The sequence below is a fragment of the Lentzea chajnantorensis genome, from assembly GCF_054300775.1.
In genome coordinates this window covers 2,536,930-2,552,610 of the sequence record NZ_JBSDZT010000002.1, presented here as the reverse complement: position 1 = coordinate 2,552,610, position 15,681 = coordinate 2,536,930, and the positions used below count along the sequence as shown (strand labels likewise).

9 protein-coding genes and 1 pseudogene are annotated in these 15,681 nt (G+C 69.9%); 1 reads left to right on the top strand and 9 read right to left on the bottom strand.

Annotation, left to right across the window (positions count from 1 at the left end):
* The first annotated feature begins 66 nt into the window (after nt 1-66).
* Nucleotides 67-3,834: an nSTAND1 domain-containing NTPase gene (locus ACVDFE_RS13335; protein WP_458430609.1), complete on the top strand. Its 3,768-nt coding sequence runs from the start codon at nt 67-69 to the stop codon at nt 3,832-3,834.
* Here ACVDFE_RS13335 and ACVDFE_RS13330 read toward each other — a convergent pair.
* From ACVDFE_RS13330 to gcl, 9 genes and pseudogenes are all read right to left on the bottom strand, one after another.
* Nucleotides 3,821-4,381: an AAA family ATPase gene (locus ACVDFE_RS13330; protein WP_458430608.1), complete on the bottom strand. Its 561-nt coding sequence runs from the start codon at nt 4,379-4,381 to the stop codon at nt 3,821-3,823. The two genes, ACVDFE_RS13335 and ACVDFE_RS13330, sit on opposite strands and share 14 nt — an antisense overlap.
* A gap of 322 nt (nt 4,382-4,703) precedes the next feature.
* Nucleotides 4,704-7,029, bottom strand: a pseudogene (locus ACVDFE_RS13325) ([protein-PII] uridylyltransferase).
* Nucleotides 7,030-7,048: 19 nt separating this feature from the next.
* Entirely contained in the window at nt 7,049-7,387 is a 339-nt protein-coding gene (locus ACVDFE_RS13320; RefSeq protein WP_360391016.1) for a P-II family nitrogen regulator, read from the bottom strand.
* Nucleotides 7,384-8,727 (bottom strand): ammonium transporter, encoded by a 1,344-nt coding sequence (locus ACVDFE_RS13315; RefSeq protein ID WP_360391018.1) that lies wholly within the window; start codon nt 8,725-8,727, stop codon nt 7,384-7,386. Before ACVDFE_RS13315 ends, ACVDFE_RS13320 begins: the two co-directional genes overlap by 4 nt.
* Before the next feature lie 255 nt (nt 8,728-8,982).
* On the bottom strand, nt 8,983-10,500 hold the full coding sequence (locus ACVDFE_RS13310) for an alpha/beta fold hydrolase (RefSeq protein WP_458430607.1): 1,518 nt from the start codon (nt 10,498-10,500) through the stop codon (nt 8,983-8,985).
* Between the two features lie 114 nt (nt 10,501-10,614).
* Nucleotides 10,615-11,607, bottom strand: coding sequence for an allantoicase (gene alc / locus ACVDFE_RS13305; protein WP_458430606.1), 993 nt, complete (start codon nt 11,605-11,607; stop codon nt 10,615-10,617).
* Entirely contained in the window at nt 11,604-12,893 is a 1,290-nt protein-coding gene (gene allB / locus ACVDFE_RS13300) for an allantoinase AllB (protein ID WP_458430605.1), read from the bottom strand. Before allB ends, alc begins: the two co-directional genes overlap by 4 nt.
* A gap of 5 nt (nt 12,894-12,898) precedes the next feature.
* Nucleotides 12,899-13,885: a glycerate kinase family protein gene (locus ACVDFE_RS13295; protein ID WP_458434324.1), complete on the bottom strand. Its 987-nt coding sequence runs from the start codon at nt 13,883-13,885 to the stop codon at nt 12,899-12,901.
* A gap of 95 nt (nt 13,886-13,980) precedes the next feature.
* Complete coding sequence (gcl, locus tag ACVDFE_RS13290; protein WP_458430604.1) at nt 13,981-15,681, bottom strand: glyoxylate carboligase; 1,701 nt, start codon at nt 15,679-15,681, stop codon at nt 13,981-13,983.

Sequence of the window (15,681 nt, the reverse complement as noted above, 5' to 3'; positions counted from 1 at the left end):
TAGCTGGCCGTCCCGTCACCCGAGGGCAGGCTCCCCATCTGCGTCGATTGCTGCAGGATTCAGCGCATGGGGCGCATCTTCGTCAGCTACCACGGCCACGACGAGGGCGACACCATCGCGCTCTACCTGCGTGAAGCGCTCCTGGCCGCCGGCTACGAGGACGTGCACGCCTACACGGCACCCGGATCAGGCCCGACGGTGTCGTTGCCGTGGAAGGACAGCCTGCGCCGTGAGCTGCTCGGCGCGGAGGCGTTGATCGTGGTCACGTCGCCCGGCTCCGCCTCCGAATGGTGCATCTGGGAGGTGTCGGTCTTCCGCGAACGCAAGCCCGAGTCGCCGTGCATCGAGTTCTTCAGCGCACGCACTCAAGGCCGCGTGCTCCTCAACGACCTGCAAGCGCAAAGCGTGGACGCGTCTGATCCGGCTTCGTTGGCGGCGGCTGCGGACATACTGCTCGGCACTCTCTCGCGGGCGGGTGTGAGCACGGCGGCGGGCCCTTCATCACCGTTTCCTGGTTTGAAGGCGTTCGACGAACACCAGGCGTCGCTGTTCTTCGGCCGTGATGACGATGTACGGCGGCTTGCCGAGCCTCTACTCGGACGGCGTACGTCTGGCGCGATAGCGGTCATCGGACCGTCAGGCGCCGGAAAGTCCTCGCTGGTCCGTGCGGGTTTGATTCCGCTGCTGAGGAAGCACGGGCGAACGATCACGGGCCCCCTCACACCTGCTCGGGACGCAATCGACATCATCACTGCCGGCAGCCATGCCGAACACCACGTCGTAGTGCTCGACCAGGCCGAGGAACTGTTGCTCGGAGCCGAGGACGGACATCTGGCTCCTGAGCCGTCCGCGCTGGTCAAGGCCTTGATTGAGGCAAGTCGCACCACAGCGTGGGTCGTGTACACCGTGCGGGCGGACTTCCTCGACGCGCTGATGCAGCACGAGGAGTTCACACCTCTGCTGCGCGACAACTTCTTGGTCAACCAACTCACCAGCGCCGACCTGCCGCTCGTCGTGAACGGGCCTCTGCGCTCACGCGGCTGGCACGTCGACGAGGAGGCACTCGGCTCGATCTTGGCGGACACCAGCCGCGGCTCGCTACCACTCCTTGCGTTTGCGTTGGAGAACTTGTGGTGGCACGTCAACCCGGATGGCACCCAGCCGCCGCGAGCGATCACCCGCGCCGAGTACCTGGCGTCGGGCCGAGTCATGGACATCCTCCGGCGGCAAGCCGAAGAAGCGTTCGCGATGGCTCGTGACCTCGTTCGCGACGGCGACGGGTCATGGCCTGATCCCCGAGAGGCCGAGCTCGAGGTGCTGCGGACACTCCACCGGCTGGCCACCGTCGACGCATCCGGCAGGTTCACGAGACGCCCGGTCGCGCTGCGCGGACTGAGCCCGTCGGAACGACAGCTGCTCGACTCGTTCATCGCGAACCGCGTCCTCACCACCGTCCGGCTGAGCGCGGTGGGCGAAGACGGCTGGGCACACTGCGGTCAGGACGCCGTTGAGGTTGCACACGAAAGCCTGTTCGAGCATTGGCCGCGGTTGCGGGAGAGTTTGCAACGCGACCAAGCAGCGCTGCTCGCCCGCCGAGAACTGGAGGGCATTGCCGCAGACTGGACACGACACCCCGACCAGCTCATCGCGCCCTCTCGGCTCACTTCCCTGCTTGCGGCGCTGTGGCCCGTCGCCGAGAACAGATCGTTCCGCGAGTCTCGCAGGCAGTTCGCTGAAGCAGTGGCTGCGTCCGGTCTGTCGGAGGACGCCCGGCAGTTGGTCGAGCTGTCACTGCAGCAACGGCTCGATGAGGTCGTGAAGCGCAAACGTCTGCTGGATCCCGAGGAGGTGTTGCGGTCACTCGCCGGTGACGACACCTCAGCCCGAATTCTGTGGCTCGCGCCTGATGTGGCCAAGTGGAAACAGGCGCTTCTGGAAGCGTTGTCATCCACACCGCTACTGCGGTCGACGCCCAGCCCCGGTGGGGGCATTGCGAACGTGGCTTGGTCACCCGACGACACCATGGTGGCGACCGGCTCCTCCGACGGAAAGATCAACATCCGCAACGCGGACCGAGATGAACCTCGGTGGACCCTCTCCCACGGAATCGGCACAACGGACGTCCGGTCGATCGCATGGTCGGTCACCGGCGACATCATCGCGTCGGCCGGGACCGATGAGGTTCTCCGTCTGTGGTCGGTGAGCGAGAAGCGGGAACTCCGGGAACTGCCGTTGCAGGGCAGGCCGGTTTCCGTGCGCTTCAACGCCGAAGGCAGGTTTCTCCTGGTCGCTTGTGCGAACGGAGTGGTCCGGGTCTGGGATCTCTTCGAGGAACTCCCCGACGCGATGTGGCAGTTCCGGACGCCGAACACCGCCGTGCAACCACCGGCGTTGTGGGACGCCGACATCTCAAGCGACGGCAGATGGGTCGCGGTCGCACGGGGTGATGGCGGCATCGTTGTCGCGAGCACGGCGAACGGCCCGGTTTCCTCAGAGCACAGACACATCGCGACGGGTTCGGTTGTCCACTCGGTGCGGTTCCACCCGTCGGACAACGAGGTGCTCGCGAGCGGGAGTGAAAACGGCAGCGCCGGGCTGCACCGCATGGACGCAGAACGCCACCTGCTCGGGCACACCGGGGCAGTCGAGGCGGTGGCGTGGTCGCCGGATGGGACGCGACTGGCCACCGGGGCCGTCGACGGCGTGCTGCGGGTCTGGGACGCGGTGACCGGGGAGGAGGTGTTGCGGCTGCACGTCCACCAGCACGCCGTGCGAGCCATCGCGTGGTCGCACCGGGGAGATCGTCTGGCGACGGTGTCAGCCGACGGCGTCGAACGAACCTGGAAGATCGGTTCGGAACCGGACTACCGGTGGTTCAGCGCGCGCGAACCGGTTCGCGCGCTGGCTTGGAATCCTCTCGGCCTCGAACTGTCGGTCGGTATGTCCGCGAACCTCCACGACGACCGGGCTCCGTCACGCTGGACGTCGGAGGTGAGCCGGCGCGACATCAGGTTCATCCAGTACCCGGCACCGGAGGCGTTGGCCTGGACACCGGACGGTGAGCAGCTCGCGGTCGGAGCCTCCCGCGGCGATGTGCTCGTCTACGACAAGAACTTCCGCATGGTGGCGCAGCTCACCGGACAAGCCGACCCCGCACTCGACGTCCACTGGTCGGCAGACGGCTCGCTGCTGGCGGTGGCATCGCTCAGCTACACGGGTGTGCCCAGGATCTACGGTCGCACCGGAGAACTGATCGTGCCGACGAACTGGAGGGACCACGCGGGATCGCTCAGAGCAGTCCGCTGGCATCCATCCCGGAACGTTCTCGCAGTCGCGGACTCGGAGAACCTGATCACCATCAACACCCTGGACCGCACACTGTGCAGTTTCAGGACCAACAAACGGTTCACCTGCCTCGACTGGCATCCGGGTGGAGAGCTCCTGTCGGTCGGATGCGCGGACGCAACCGTCCTCGTCCTGCGTCTCACAGATGAGCTGGGCGAGGAGTCCGAGCTGCGTGGACACCGCGATCAGATCAACGTCGTGGCATGGTCTCCGGACGGCGGTTCTCTTCTCACTGCGTCCGACGACCACACCGCTCGCCTGTGGGACACCACCACGGGCGGTCAGCGGACGGCGTTGATCGGGCACAGCTCCGCGGTGACAGCAGCGTTGTGGCTGCCCGATGACGTGATCGTCACCGGCTCGTCCGACCGCACGGTCAGGTTCTGGGACATCGCCGACGGCCGCACCCACCCGATGACGGGTTCGGCCGTCACCGGAGACCCCGATGACCTCATCGCGGAGGCCAGACGCAGGATCAGCCCATGGTGATGCGCAGGCCGCCGGACGTGCCCGCGCGGGTCAGCAGCGTCACCGACCGGAACCCGAACGGCACCCAGCCCGACTCGAAGCGCTCGCGCATCTCCACGCCGCGGCGCACGTGCCGTTCGAACGCGTGGGTGCGCACGATGCGGCGGCGCGCGATCTGGCCGTCCAGGGCCTGGGCGGCGGTGGCGTCGAGCCACAGGAAGTGGCGGGCGCGGCCGGAGAGCAGGCCGGCCAGCACCAGCATGGAACGGGTGCCGGGGCGGGTGGACGGCTCGTGGACGACCAGCAGGCCCGGGCTGAAGAGGGCCGCCCGGAACACGCGCAGGCGGTGGGTGAGGTGGACGACGACGCGCCAGTACCGGTACGGCAGCGGGATGCGGGGTTCGAGGAACGTGCGGACCTGGTCCGAGTCGAGCACCGTGACCGGCTCGTCCGCTTTCAGGCGGGTGAGCAGCGTCGTCTTGCCCGCGCCGGGGATTCCGGCGAGGACGACGAGTGAGCGGCGCTGCACTCGGACGGCGGTGGTCTGCGTGTTCAACACGGCGGTCATGTCCTAGAAGACGTCTGGGCCGGCCCTCTCGTTCAGTTTGGTCCGATTCATCACCGAATGCACGGAAAAATCCGGGTGATCAAGCGCACCGTCTGAGAGGAGAACGGCAACCGCGGCCGGAGCCACCGGCGGTGTCGGTCGTGCGGTGGCCTCCCCCAGCCCCGCCAACGCCCACCGCCGGTCTGCCCCGGCCGGGCCACCTCGTCCGGGAAGCGGTCCACCCCTCGAAGGACGCTTTCCGGACACGACGAAGACTGCCCTGTTCCGCGACGCCGCAGGAGCGTGAGCACCCCGAGTGGTTGTGCGTAGGAATACTCATCCGCTACCTGGCCGCGTCGAGCACGGCGCGTTCGACGCGCCGCCGGTCCAGGTCGGAGCCGGCGATGCTGAACGAGTCGACGACCGTGGCGCCCAGCGTCGAGACGCGCGCCCACCGCACGTCCACGCCGCACTGCTCCAGGGCGCCCGCGATCCGGTGCAGCAGGCCGATGCGGTCGGCCGCGCGCAGCTCCAGCACGACCGCGCCGGTGGCCTCGTCGTCGAACCACAGCACGCGCGCGGGGGGCGGGTCGAGGGGCGGGCCGCCGTAGTCGCGTTCCTTGGCGGCGAGCTTGTCGGCCAGCGGCAGGGAGCCCTCGATGGCCCTGGCGAGCTGTTCGCGCAGCAGGGCGGCGTCGGGGAGTGAGCCGAACCGCGGGGAGACCGTGAACGCGTCGACCGTCGCGCCGCCGTGGGAGCGCAGGGTCGCCGCGTGGACCTCCAGCGAGTTCAGCGCGAGCACGCCCGCCGCCTTCGACAGCATGCCGGGGCGGTCGGGGGCGAGCACCGTCACGACGGCCGCGTGGTCCTGCTTCTCCAGCAGCACGTCGGGTTTTCCGGTCGCCGCGACGCGTTCGGCCATCGCCACGTGGGCCGGGTCGAGGGGTTCCGGCTTGGGCAGCGCCTCTCCCGCCATGGCCGTGCGGCAGCGGGCGACCAGGTCGGCCAGCAGCAACGCCTTCCAGTCCGTCCACACGCCGGGACCGGTGGCCAGGGAGTCCGCCTCCGCCAACGCGTGCAGCAGCTCCAGCAGCACCGCGTCGCCGCCGAGGGTCTCGACCACGCGGTGCACGGTCGCCGGGTCCTCGACGTCGCGGCGGGTCGCTGTGTGCGGCAGCAGCAGGTGGTGGCGGACCAGGGCGGACAGCGTCGCGACGTCCTGCGGCCACAACCCGATCCGCTCGCCGATCGCCGTGGCCAGCGCGGCGCCGACCTCGGAGTGGTCCTGCTGCCGGCCCTTGCCGATGTCGTGGATCAACGCGCCCAGCAGCAGCAGGTCGGGGCGTGACACCGTTGTCGCCAGCCGGGCGGCGTGCGCGACGGTCTGCACGAGGTGCCGGTCGACGGTCCACATGTGCGCGGCGTCGCGCGGCGGGAGGTCCCGCACGGCGCCCCACTCGGGGAACAGCCGGCCCCACAGCCCGGTGCGGTCCAGTGCCTCCACCACGTCCACGAGCCCGCTGCCGCTGCCCAGCAACGCCAGCAGCTCCTCGCGGGCCTCGCGCGGCCACGGCTGGCGCAGCTCCGGCGCCGAGTCGGCGAGCCGGGTCAGCGTTCCGGCCGCGATCGGGTGCTTCGAGCGCGCCGCCGCCGTCGCGACGCGCAACAACAGCGCGGGATCACGGCTCGGGATCGCGTCACGGGCCAGGGACACCTCGGACCCGTGCAGCACAACGCCTTCGTCGAGCGGCCGGCGCGGCGGCTGGCCCCGCAGGAACGCGCCGAGCCCCCGTTTCGGAACCGCGGCACGGGCGGTCCGCGTGGCCACGTCGAACGCGTAGACGACCGTTCGTGCGGCGGAGGAGAGCGACCGGGCCAGCGCGAACCGGTCGGCCAGCCCCAGCGCGGAGGCCACCTCGTCACCGTCCTGCGCGCGCAGCACGTCACGGGGTTTGCGCGCCACCCTGCGGAAGCTCGGTGCGCACGTCCAGCAGCAGCTTGCGGGCCTCGTCCACGTCGGCCGACGGCCGGTCGACCAGCTGGGCCACCGACAGGGCGTCGAGGATCGTGATGTCCCGCAGCCCGCCGCGGCCGTGCTTCAGGTCGGGTTCCACGCGGTGCGCGATCTCGCCGCTGCGCGCCCACCGCTTGGTCGAGGACTCGGCGATCTCGTCGAGCCGGTTGCGCACGTTGCCGCGCCACGCCTGCCGCGCGCCGTCGGCGAGCTTGCGGGTGATCTCCTGGTCGCCCGCGACGTGCCGGATGTCCAGCAGCCCCAACGCGGTCCGCAGGTCTCCGGCGGCCACGCGCAGGGCCTCGCCGACCGTGCGGACGGAGTGGTCGAGGCCGATGCCGGAGTTCCACAGGGGGTACCAGAGCTTCTCGGCGATCTCGTCGATGTTCTTGAGACCGCCGTGCACGAGCACGAGGTCCAGGTCGGAGTAGGGCACGAGCTCGCGCCGCCCCAGCCCGCCGACCGCCACCAGCGCGACACCCGGTCCGGATGTCCCTGCTGCGCCCGCGTGTTTGGTCAACCAGAACTCGTGCAGGTCCACGAGTGCCTCGCGCAGCGGTTCGGCGGCCAAGCGACGACGACCTGGCACGAGCAGCCTCTCGCGGGCTCGCACCAGGTCGTCAGCCGTGACGACGGCCGTTTCGTTGTTCTCCACGGGCCGTCTCCCTCAGTCCTTAGAGCGCGTCCGATCCGCGTTCGCCGGTGCGCACCCGCACCACGGCGTCGACCGGGGTGACCCAGACCTTGCCGTCGCCGATCTTGCCGGTGCGGGCGGCCTCGACCACCGCTTCCAGCACCTTGTCGACGGCGGTGTCGTCCACGACGACCTCGATCTTGATCTTGGGCACGAAGTCCACCGAGTACTCGGCGCCGCGGTAGACCTCGGTGTGGCCCTTCTGGCGGCCGTAGCCCTGCACCTCGCTGACGGTCATGCCGAGCACCCCGAGCTGTTCGAGGGCGCCCTTCACGTCGTCGAGCGTGAACGGCTTGATGATCGCGGTGACCAGCTTCATGACTTGTTGCTCCCCTCGAGGACCGCGGTCGCACCCGCGGCCACGCTCGGCTTGCCGGTTCCCCGCGCACTGGTGAGGCTGCCGTACTCGTAGGCGCGCTCAGCGTGCTCGGACTCGTCGATGCTCGCCACCTCGGCCTCCTCGGTGGCGCGGAACCCGACGGTGAACTTCACCAGGTAGCCGAGGAGCAGGCTGATCACGAACGAGTAGCCCAGCACCGCGACCGCGCCGACGGCCTGGCGCCACAGCTGGTCGAAGCCGCCGCCGTAGAAGAGGCCGTTGATCTTGGCCGGGGCCGCCTCGCTGGCGAAGAGGCCGATCAGGATCGTGCCGGACAGGCCACCGACGAGGTGCACGCCGACGACGTCGAGCGAGTCGTCGAAGCCCAGGCGGTACTTCAGGGACACGGCCAGTGCGCACAGGACACCGGTGATCGCACCGACCGCGATGGCACCGATCGGCGTGACCGACGAGCAGGCGGGCGTGATGGCGACCAGGCCGGCGATGATGCCCGACGCGGCACCGAGCGTGGTGGCCTTGCCGTCGCGGATGCGCTCGGTGAGCAGCCAGCCCAGCATGGCGGCGCAGGTCGCGACGAGCGTGTTGACGAACGTGACACCGGCGAGGCCGTTGGCGCCCAGCGCGGAACCGGCGTTGAACCCGAACCAGCCGAACCACAGCAGACCGGCGCCGAGCACGACCAGCGGCAGGCTGTGCGGCTTCATCGGCTCCTTCGGCCAGCCGACGCGCTTGCCGAGCACGATCGCGAGCGCGAGACCCGCCGCACCGGCGTTGATGTGGACAGCGGTGCCACCGGCGAAGTCGATCGCGAGCAGCTTGTTGGCGATCCAGCCACCGGGGTCGATGACGTTGCCGTCGGCGTCCTTGCCGTCGAAGTCGAAGACCCAGTGCGCGACCGGGAAGTAGACGACGGTGGCCCACAGGCCCGCGAACAGCAGCCACGGGCCGAAGCGGGCGCGGTCGGCGATCGCACCGGAGATGAGGGCGACCGTGATGATCGCGAACATGGCCTGGAACGCCACGAACGCGGTGCTCGGGATCTTGCCGGCGAGCGAGTCCGCACCCAGCAGCCCGTCGAGGCCGAAGAACTCGAACGGCTTGCCCAGCAGGCCGGCGCCGACGTCCGCGCCGAACGCCGTCGAGTACCCGAAGAGCACCCACAGGACACCGACCACGGCCATCGCGCCGAGGCTCATCATGATCATGTTGAGCACGCTCTTCGAACGGACCATGCCTCCGTAGAAGAAGGCGAGGCCCGGCGTCATCAACAGCACCAGGGCGGCACTGGTGAGCACCCAGGCGGTGTCCCCTGTATCCACTTCGACCTCCACTGCACGTCGGTTGCAGGGAGCATCGGCATGGCCTGTTTCACGCGCCCGCGCAGAACGTTTCGCCGAGGTGAACTGTCGGGGCGGGGGTGTTACGACCGCGTTTCGCCGCGTTCACGGCTTCGGTTCGGTCACCTCACGGCGCCGGTCCGGTCACGAGGCGTGTCCCGCCCCGCTCACCCGCCCGTGACGCGAACCGCGCCCCCGGCGTACACACCGGGGGCGCGGTTCACGACGGGTGACGGACTAGAACGGGCCCACCGTGACCTTCGGCTTCGCCGACAGCACGGCCGGCTCGAGCGGCGGCTCGACGGCGGCGCAGGTGGTGCCGTTGCGCGGCAGCTTCAGCGACAGCAGGTACTCGTTGTTGATCTTCAGCGTGCACTCGCTGCGGTCGTAGACGCCGTGGCCCCAGCCCTCGTAGGTGACGAAGACGGTGGTGTCACGGGACTGCCGGTGCGCGTTGACGGCCCACTCGTACACCGTCGCCGTGTCGTAGCGCGAGTTGGTGAGCAGGATCTTCGGCGCGTTCTTGATCTTCAGCGGGCGCTGGGCGTTGGTGGCCTTCGGGAAACCGACGCAGCCCATCATGGCGCCGTGGCCGATCGACGAACCACGGGTGTTCGGCGCGACGCGGTTCTCCAGGGCGTTGAGGGCCTGGTACTCGCCCCACGAGCCGACGCGCAGGTTGTAGTCGTTGCAGAAGATGCCCGCGAACGGGTTCTCCGCGGTCTCCCCCGCGGCGAAGGCCTTGGCGGGCGCCGGCGCACCGGCCACGAGCGTCGCGATCCAGTCGGCGAACGGCTTGAACGACGGGCCGTAGCCCATGCCGACGACGTTGGCGCCGAGGTTCTCCGCGGTGATCTTGCGGCCGCTCTCGTCGACGAGCTCACCGCGGTCGGCCCTGGCGAGCAGGTCCTTCCAGATCTTGCGGAGGTCCTTGCCGTAGAACGGCGAGGCCGGCGTGCGGTCGCTCCACTTGACCCACTCGTTGAACATGTCGTCCGCGCCACGCGCCTCGGTCTCGAGGAACTTCCACGTGCCGAGGCTGTGGTCCATGTTCGAGTCGATGATCATGGCGCGGATGTTGCGGCCGTACTGCTCCGCGTAGTGCTGGCCCATGATCGTGCCGTACGAGACGCCGTAGTAGTTGATCTTCTGCTCGCCCAGCGCGCGCCGGATCGAGTCGATGTCGTGCGCCACGTCCCTGGTGGAGGCGTGGTCGAAGATCGCACCGGACTGCTTGCGGCAGTCCGCGCGCAGCTCCTTGTTGAACGCGACCAGCCGGTCGAACTCGGCCTTCGACTTCGGGTACTCCGACGGCGACTTCTGCAGCAGGTCGAGCGAGCACTTGATCGGCTGGCTGCGTGCGACACCGCGCGGGTCGAACCCGATGACGTCGAACCTGTCGACGATCTCCTTGCTGAAGTACCGGTCGGCGCCGAAGGAGAAGTCGACGCCGGAACCGCCCGGCCCACCGGGGTTGATGACCATGGCGCCGATGCGCTGCGCCGGGTCGTTCGCCTTGCGCCGCGACACGGCGAGCTGGAACTTCTCGCCGTTCGGCTTCGCGTAGTCGATCGGCAGCGTCAGGAACCCGCAGTCGACCGTCGGCACCTCCTCGCAGGGCTTCCAGTCGATCGCGCCGACCTTGAACTCCGGCTGTGCCTGCCCCTGCTCCGCCGCGGTGGCGAGCGGAGCCATGCCCAGAACCAATGCAGAACTCGCGAGCGCGGCCCCGAAGACGCGCATCATCGGTTGCATGGATTTCCTCCCTAGATCCCCGATCTGGCGAGAGGAAACGCTTCCACCGTTCGTGTGATCCGTACAACCGACCGAAGTATGGGGGCGAATCAGACCGTAGTCGGACAACCACCCTCAGTTGGTCGTTTCAGACCACACCGTCCGCAGGTGAGCTAGGCCGTCACTCGTAGGGGTACCGAGCAGACGGAGCCTTGCCATCCCGCCGTCGGGGTGGATGTCGAGCCGCGCGTGGGTCACCTCCGGGGCGTCCACGAGGAACCGGTGCCGCGTGTCGGGTTGCAGCCGGGTCAGCGGCAGCACGTCGAACCACGCGTCCGGGTCCCGGCGCGCGTCGCAGCCGCTGACCGATGCCCAGCCCGGCGCGTTGCCCTTGAAGTGGCTGGTGTCGAGCTCGACCAGCCGCACCACGCCGGCCGCCGCGAGCTGCACGGACACCCAGTCGTTGCCGTCGTCGCGGCGGCGCGCGGTCTCCCAGCCCTCACCCATCACCGTCGCCTGACCGGGGGCGATGAGGTTGTTGGGCGAGCTGTAGAACATGTTGCTGCACCCCACGACGACCGCGCCGTTCTCCAGTGCCGCCAGGTCGACGCCGCCGACGAGCAGGCGCGGGTCGGCGACCGGCTGACCGTGCACGCGCAACCGGGCGACTCCGCCGTCCGGGTCGATGGTGAGGCGGACGTGCGTGACGCGGCGGTGCTCGGTGACGTCGAAGAAGTGCTTCTCGTCGCCCTGGAGCGGCGAGCGTCCGACCAGCGGGAACCACCCGGTGATCTCGTCGGCCGCCGGGTAGCCGTCGACCTGGGCGCCCTCGACCCAGCAGAACGGCGGGTAGTTGCCCTTGAAGAACGCCGTGTCGACGACGATCCCGCGCACCACGCCGGGCATGCCGAGCCGGACCACGGCCTGGTCGACACCGGGCTCCCGGCGGCGCCGGGTCTCCCAGCCGTCGTAGATCTGGCCTTTGTGGCCGAAGGTGTAGACCTGGTAGACCGGCTCGGCGGGCTTGACCAGGTTCTCCCGCTCTGCGAACAGCTCGTCGTTCGCCCACACCACACCGCCGCCGACCACGCGCGAGGCGAGGTCGGGCAGCCGGGTCCACTCCGTCATGCTTCTCCTCTGCGTAGCAGCTTGCCGGGGGTCGTGCCGGTCTCCTTGCCGCGCAACCACGTCTGCCGCACCACGCCGTGCAGCTCGCGCCCGTGGTAGGGCGTGACGGGGTTGCGGTGGTGCAGCGCGTTCCGGTCCACCACGAACGTCTGGTCCGGTGCGAACACCACGAGGTCCGCGTCCTTGCCGACCTCGACGGCGCCCTTGGTCGTGAGCCCGGCCTGCCGCGCCGGGTGCGCCGCCATCCAGCGCACGACGTCGGTGAGCCGGAAACCGCGGTCGCGGGCGCCCGTCCACACCGCCGGCAGGCCGAGCTGCAGCGACGCGATGCCGCCCCACGCCGTGGCGAAGTCGCCGGCCTTCAGCTCGGCGGTGCTCGGCGAGTGGTCGCTCACGACGAGGTCGACCACGCCGTCGCGCAGGCCCTGCCACAACGCCTCGCGGTTGACCTCCTCGCGGATCGGCGGGCAGCACTTGAACTCCGTCTGCCCGTCGCGGATCTCCTCGGCGGTGAACGTGAGGTAGTGCGGGCAGGTCTCCGCGGTGATCGGCAGGCTCTCCCGCTTCGCGGCCCCGAGGATCGCCAACGCGTCCGACGACGACAGGTGCAGGATGTGCGTGCGAGCGCCGGTCTTGCGGGTCAGCTCGACGACGTCGCTGATCGCCTTGTTCTCGGCCTCGCGCGGCCGGGACGCGAGGAACCCCGCGTAGTCCGGCTCGGAGTCGCGGACCGTGTGCGCGTCCTCGGCGTGCACGATGGTCAACGCGTCGAGCGTCGCCAACCGCCGCAACGCCACGTCGAGCTCCGGCACGGTCACCGCGGGGAACTCGTCGACGCCCGAGTGCAGCAGGAAGCACTTGAAGCCGAAGACGCCCGCCTCGTGCAACGGCTTCAGGTCGTCGAGGTTGCCGGGGACGATCCCGCCCCAGAAGCCGACGTCCACCGAGACGTTGGCCGCGGCCTTGCGCTTGGTCTCCAGCGCCGCGACGTCGACGGTCGGCGGGATGCTGTTGAGCGGCATGTCGATGATCGTGGTGACGCCACCGGCGGCCGCCGCGCGGGTGGCGGTCTCGAAGCCCTCCCACTCGGTGCGGCCGGGGTCGTTGACGTGCACGTGGGTGTCGACGAGACCGGGCAGCAGCACCTCGTCGTCCGCGAGGCGCACGACGTTCGGCGACTCGATGAACGGTTCGACGGCGACGATCCGGCCGTCGGCGACACCGACGTCGCACGCGATCTCACCCTGCGGGGTGACCACCCTGCGGGCGCGGAACACCAGGTCCATGTCCCTCACTCTGACACCCAGTCGCGCGCGATGCGACCACCGAGACCCACCAGCAGCTCCTCCGCCCGCGCCAGGCACCGGGTGAGGTCCGGTTCGACGTCCAGCAGCGCGTAGGCGGCCTTCAACCCCAGGTCACCGGGCTCGACCGAGCACTGCCCTGCCACCGCGACCACCGGCACGTCACCGGAGGCCCGCACGACCCCGTACGGCGCCTTCCCGTGCCTGGTCTGGGCGTCCAGCGAGCCCTCGCCGGTGATCACCAGCGACGCGTCCGCGACCGCTCGGGCGAACCCGGCCAGCTCCAGCACCACCTCGATGCCCGGCCGGAACCGGCCGCCCAGGCAGAGCGCCGCGAACCCGATCCCGCCGGCCGCACCGGCTCCCGGCCGGTCCGCGAGCTCGGGTCCGGTCCGCTGCGCGAACGCCGCCAGCCGTTCTTCGAGGAGCTCCACCTGCTCGGGTGACGCCCCCTTCTGCGGGCCGTAGACGGCGGCCGCACCGGACGGTCCGAGCAGCGGGTTGTCCACGTCCGAAGCGAGCACCAGGTCGACGCCGTCGAACGAGGTGTCCCCGAGCGCTTCGAGCATGCCCGCACCCCCGTCGGTGCAGGCGCTGCCGCCCAGCCCGAGCACGACCGTCGTGCAGCCGACGTCCAGCGCGGCTCTCAGCAGCTCACCGACGCCGTGGCTGGTGGCGTCGAGCGGCGCGGGTTCGGCGAGCAACGTCAGCCCCGCCGCCGAGGCCACCTCCACCACGGCGGTCCGGTCCCGCACCGCGAACGACGCGGGCACCGGCTCGCCGACCGGTCCGGTGACCCAGCGCCCGACCCGGACGAACCCGGCGGCGACGGCCGCGTCGACCGTGCCGTCACCGCCGTCGGCCACCGGCAGACAACGCACGTCCACACCAGGCGCCGCCTCCCGCAGGCCGCGCGCGACGGCAGCGGCGACCCGCGGAGCGGTGAGGGATCCCTTGAACTTGTCCGGCGCGATGAGTACGCGGGGAGCTTTCGTACTCTCCTGGGGTGCGAAAGGGCCCCGCGTGTCCCTGAGGGGAACGCGGGACTCCCGCGTGACCTCGAAACCGGTCACGGGAGGGGCTCGTACTCGTGCATCGCGGCGATGGACGTGCCGTTGGCGGTGTTGCCCTCGCGTTCGATCATGATCTCCACGAGCACCGGCCGTGACGTGCGGTCGGCCTCCTTGCGGGCCCACTCCAGCGAGGAGCGGATCTCGCCGGGGTCGGCGACCCGGACGCCGGAGCAGCCGTAGGCCTCCATGATCTTGACGTTGTCCGAGCCCGTGGTGTCGTAGTGGATGTCGACCTCGTACCTCATGTCGTAGCCGCCGTGGTCCTCGGCCATCCGGATCAGGCCCAGGTACTCGTTGTTCAGCATGATCAGCACGAACGGCACGTCGTACTGCGCGCCGACCGCGAGCTCCTCCACGAGGAACTGGAACGAGTAGTCGCCCACGATGCCGACGACCTCGGCGTCCGGCCTCGCCTTCTTCACTCCGATGGCCGCCGGGATCTCCCAGCCGAGCGGGCCGGCCTGGCCGCAGACCTGGTAGTGCCGCGGCTTGTGCGCCTTCTGGTGCTGGCCGGACCAGATCTGGTAGAGCCCGATCGCGGTGACGAAATAGGTGTCCGGGCCGTAGAACTCGTTGATCTCCTTGAACACCCGCGGCGCCTTGACCGGCACGGTGTCGAAGTCCTCGCGCCGCAGCAGCGTCCGCTTGAGCTCCTGGCAGCGTTCGACCCAGGCGCCCTTCTCCCGGGGACCGTGCTGCTTCGCCTCGTCCAGCAGGGCCCGCAGGAACAGCTTGGTGTCCGCGACGATCCCGAGGTCCGGCCCGAACACCTTGCCGATCTGGGTCGGCTCGACGTCCACGTGGATGAACCTGCGGTCACCGCGGTAGGTCGCGAGGTCGCCGGTGTGCCGGTCGCCGAACCGCGCGCCCAGCGCCAGCACCAGGTCCGACTCCAGGAACGACGCGTTGCCGTAGCGCTGCGAGGTCTGGATGCCGGTCATGCCCGCGTAGAGCGGGTGGTCCTCGTCGAGCGCGCCCTTGCCCATCAACGTGGCCTGGACGGGGACCTGCAGGAATTCGGCCAGTTCCAGCAACTCGGCGGACGCCTCGCCCAGGACGACACCGCCACCGGCGAGCAGCAGCGGGCGTTCGGCGGCCAGCAGCATCTCCAGCGCGCGCTCGACCCGTGCGGCACTCGGAGCGCTCCGCTGCACCGGCAACGGTTCGTCGATCGTCGAGTCCCACTCGATCTCCTGCTTCTGCACGTCGATCGGCAGGTCGATCAGCACCGGACCCGGACGGCCTGAGCGGGCGATCCGGAACGCCTCGCGGAAGATCCACGGCATCTGCGCGGCTTCCTTGACCTGCACCGCCCACTTCGTGACGGGCGCGGCGATCGAGACGATGTCGACGGCCTGGAAGGCCTCCTGGTGCAGCTTGGAGACCGCGGCCTGGCCGGTGATGCACAGGATCGGCACGGAGTCGGCCTGCGCGGTGTAGAGCCCGGTGATCATGTTTGTGCCGGCCGGGCCCGAGGTGCCGATCGCGACGCCGACGTTGCCGGTCGTGCGCGACCAGCCGTCGGCCATGTGCGTGGCGCCCTCCTCGTGCCGCACGATGAGGTGCTCGATGCCGCCGTCTTCCTCCATCGCCTTGTACAGCGGGAGGATCGCGGCGCCGGGGCAGCCGAACACGACGTCGACGCCCTCGGACCTGAGGACCTCGACGACCGCTTGCATGACGGGGATCTTCGGCAT

Coding starts and splice junctions, on each gene's coding strand:
- ACVDFE_RS13335 (WP_458430609.1), top strand. CDS start 67: ATGGGGCGCATCTTCGTCAGCTACCACGGCCACGACGAGGGCGACACC.
- ACVDFE_RS13330 (WP_458430608.1), bottom strand. CDS start 4,381: ATGACCGCCGTGTTGAACACGCAGACCACCGCCGTCCGAGTGCAGCGC.
- ACVDFE_RS13320 (WP_360391016.1), bottom strand. CDS start 7,387: ATGAAGCTGGTCACCGCGATCATCAAGCCGTTCACGCTCGACGACGTG.
- ACVDFE_RS13310 (WP_458430607.1), bottom strand. CDS start 10,500: ATGCAACCGATGATGCGCGTCTTCGGGGCCGCGCTCGCGAGTTCTGCA.
- alc (WP_458430606.1), bottom strand. CDS start 11,607: ATGACGGAGTGGACCCGGCTGCCCGACCTCGCCTCGCGCGTGGTCGGC.
- allB (WP_458430605.1), bottom strand. CDS start 12,893: ATGGACCTGGTGTTCCGCGCCCGCAGGGTGGTCACCCCGCAGGGTGAG.
- gcl (WP_458430604.1), bottom strand. CDS start 15,681: ATGCCGAAGATCCCCGTCATGCAAGCGGTCGTCGAGGTCCTCAGGTCC.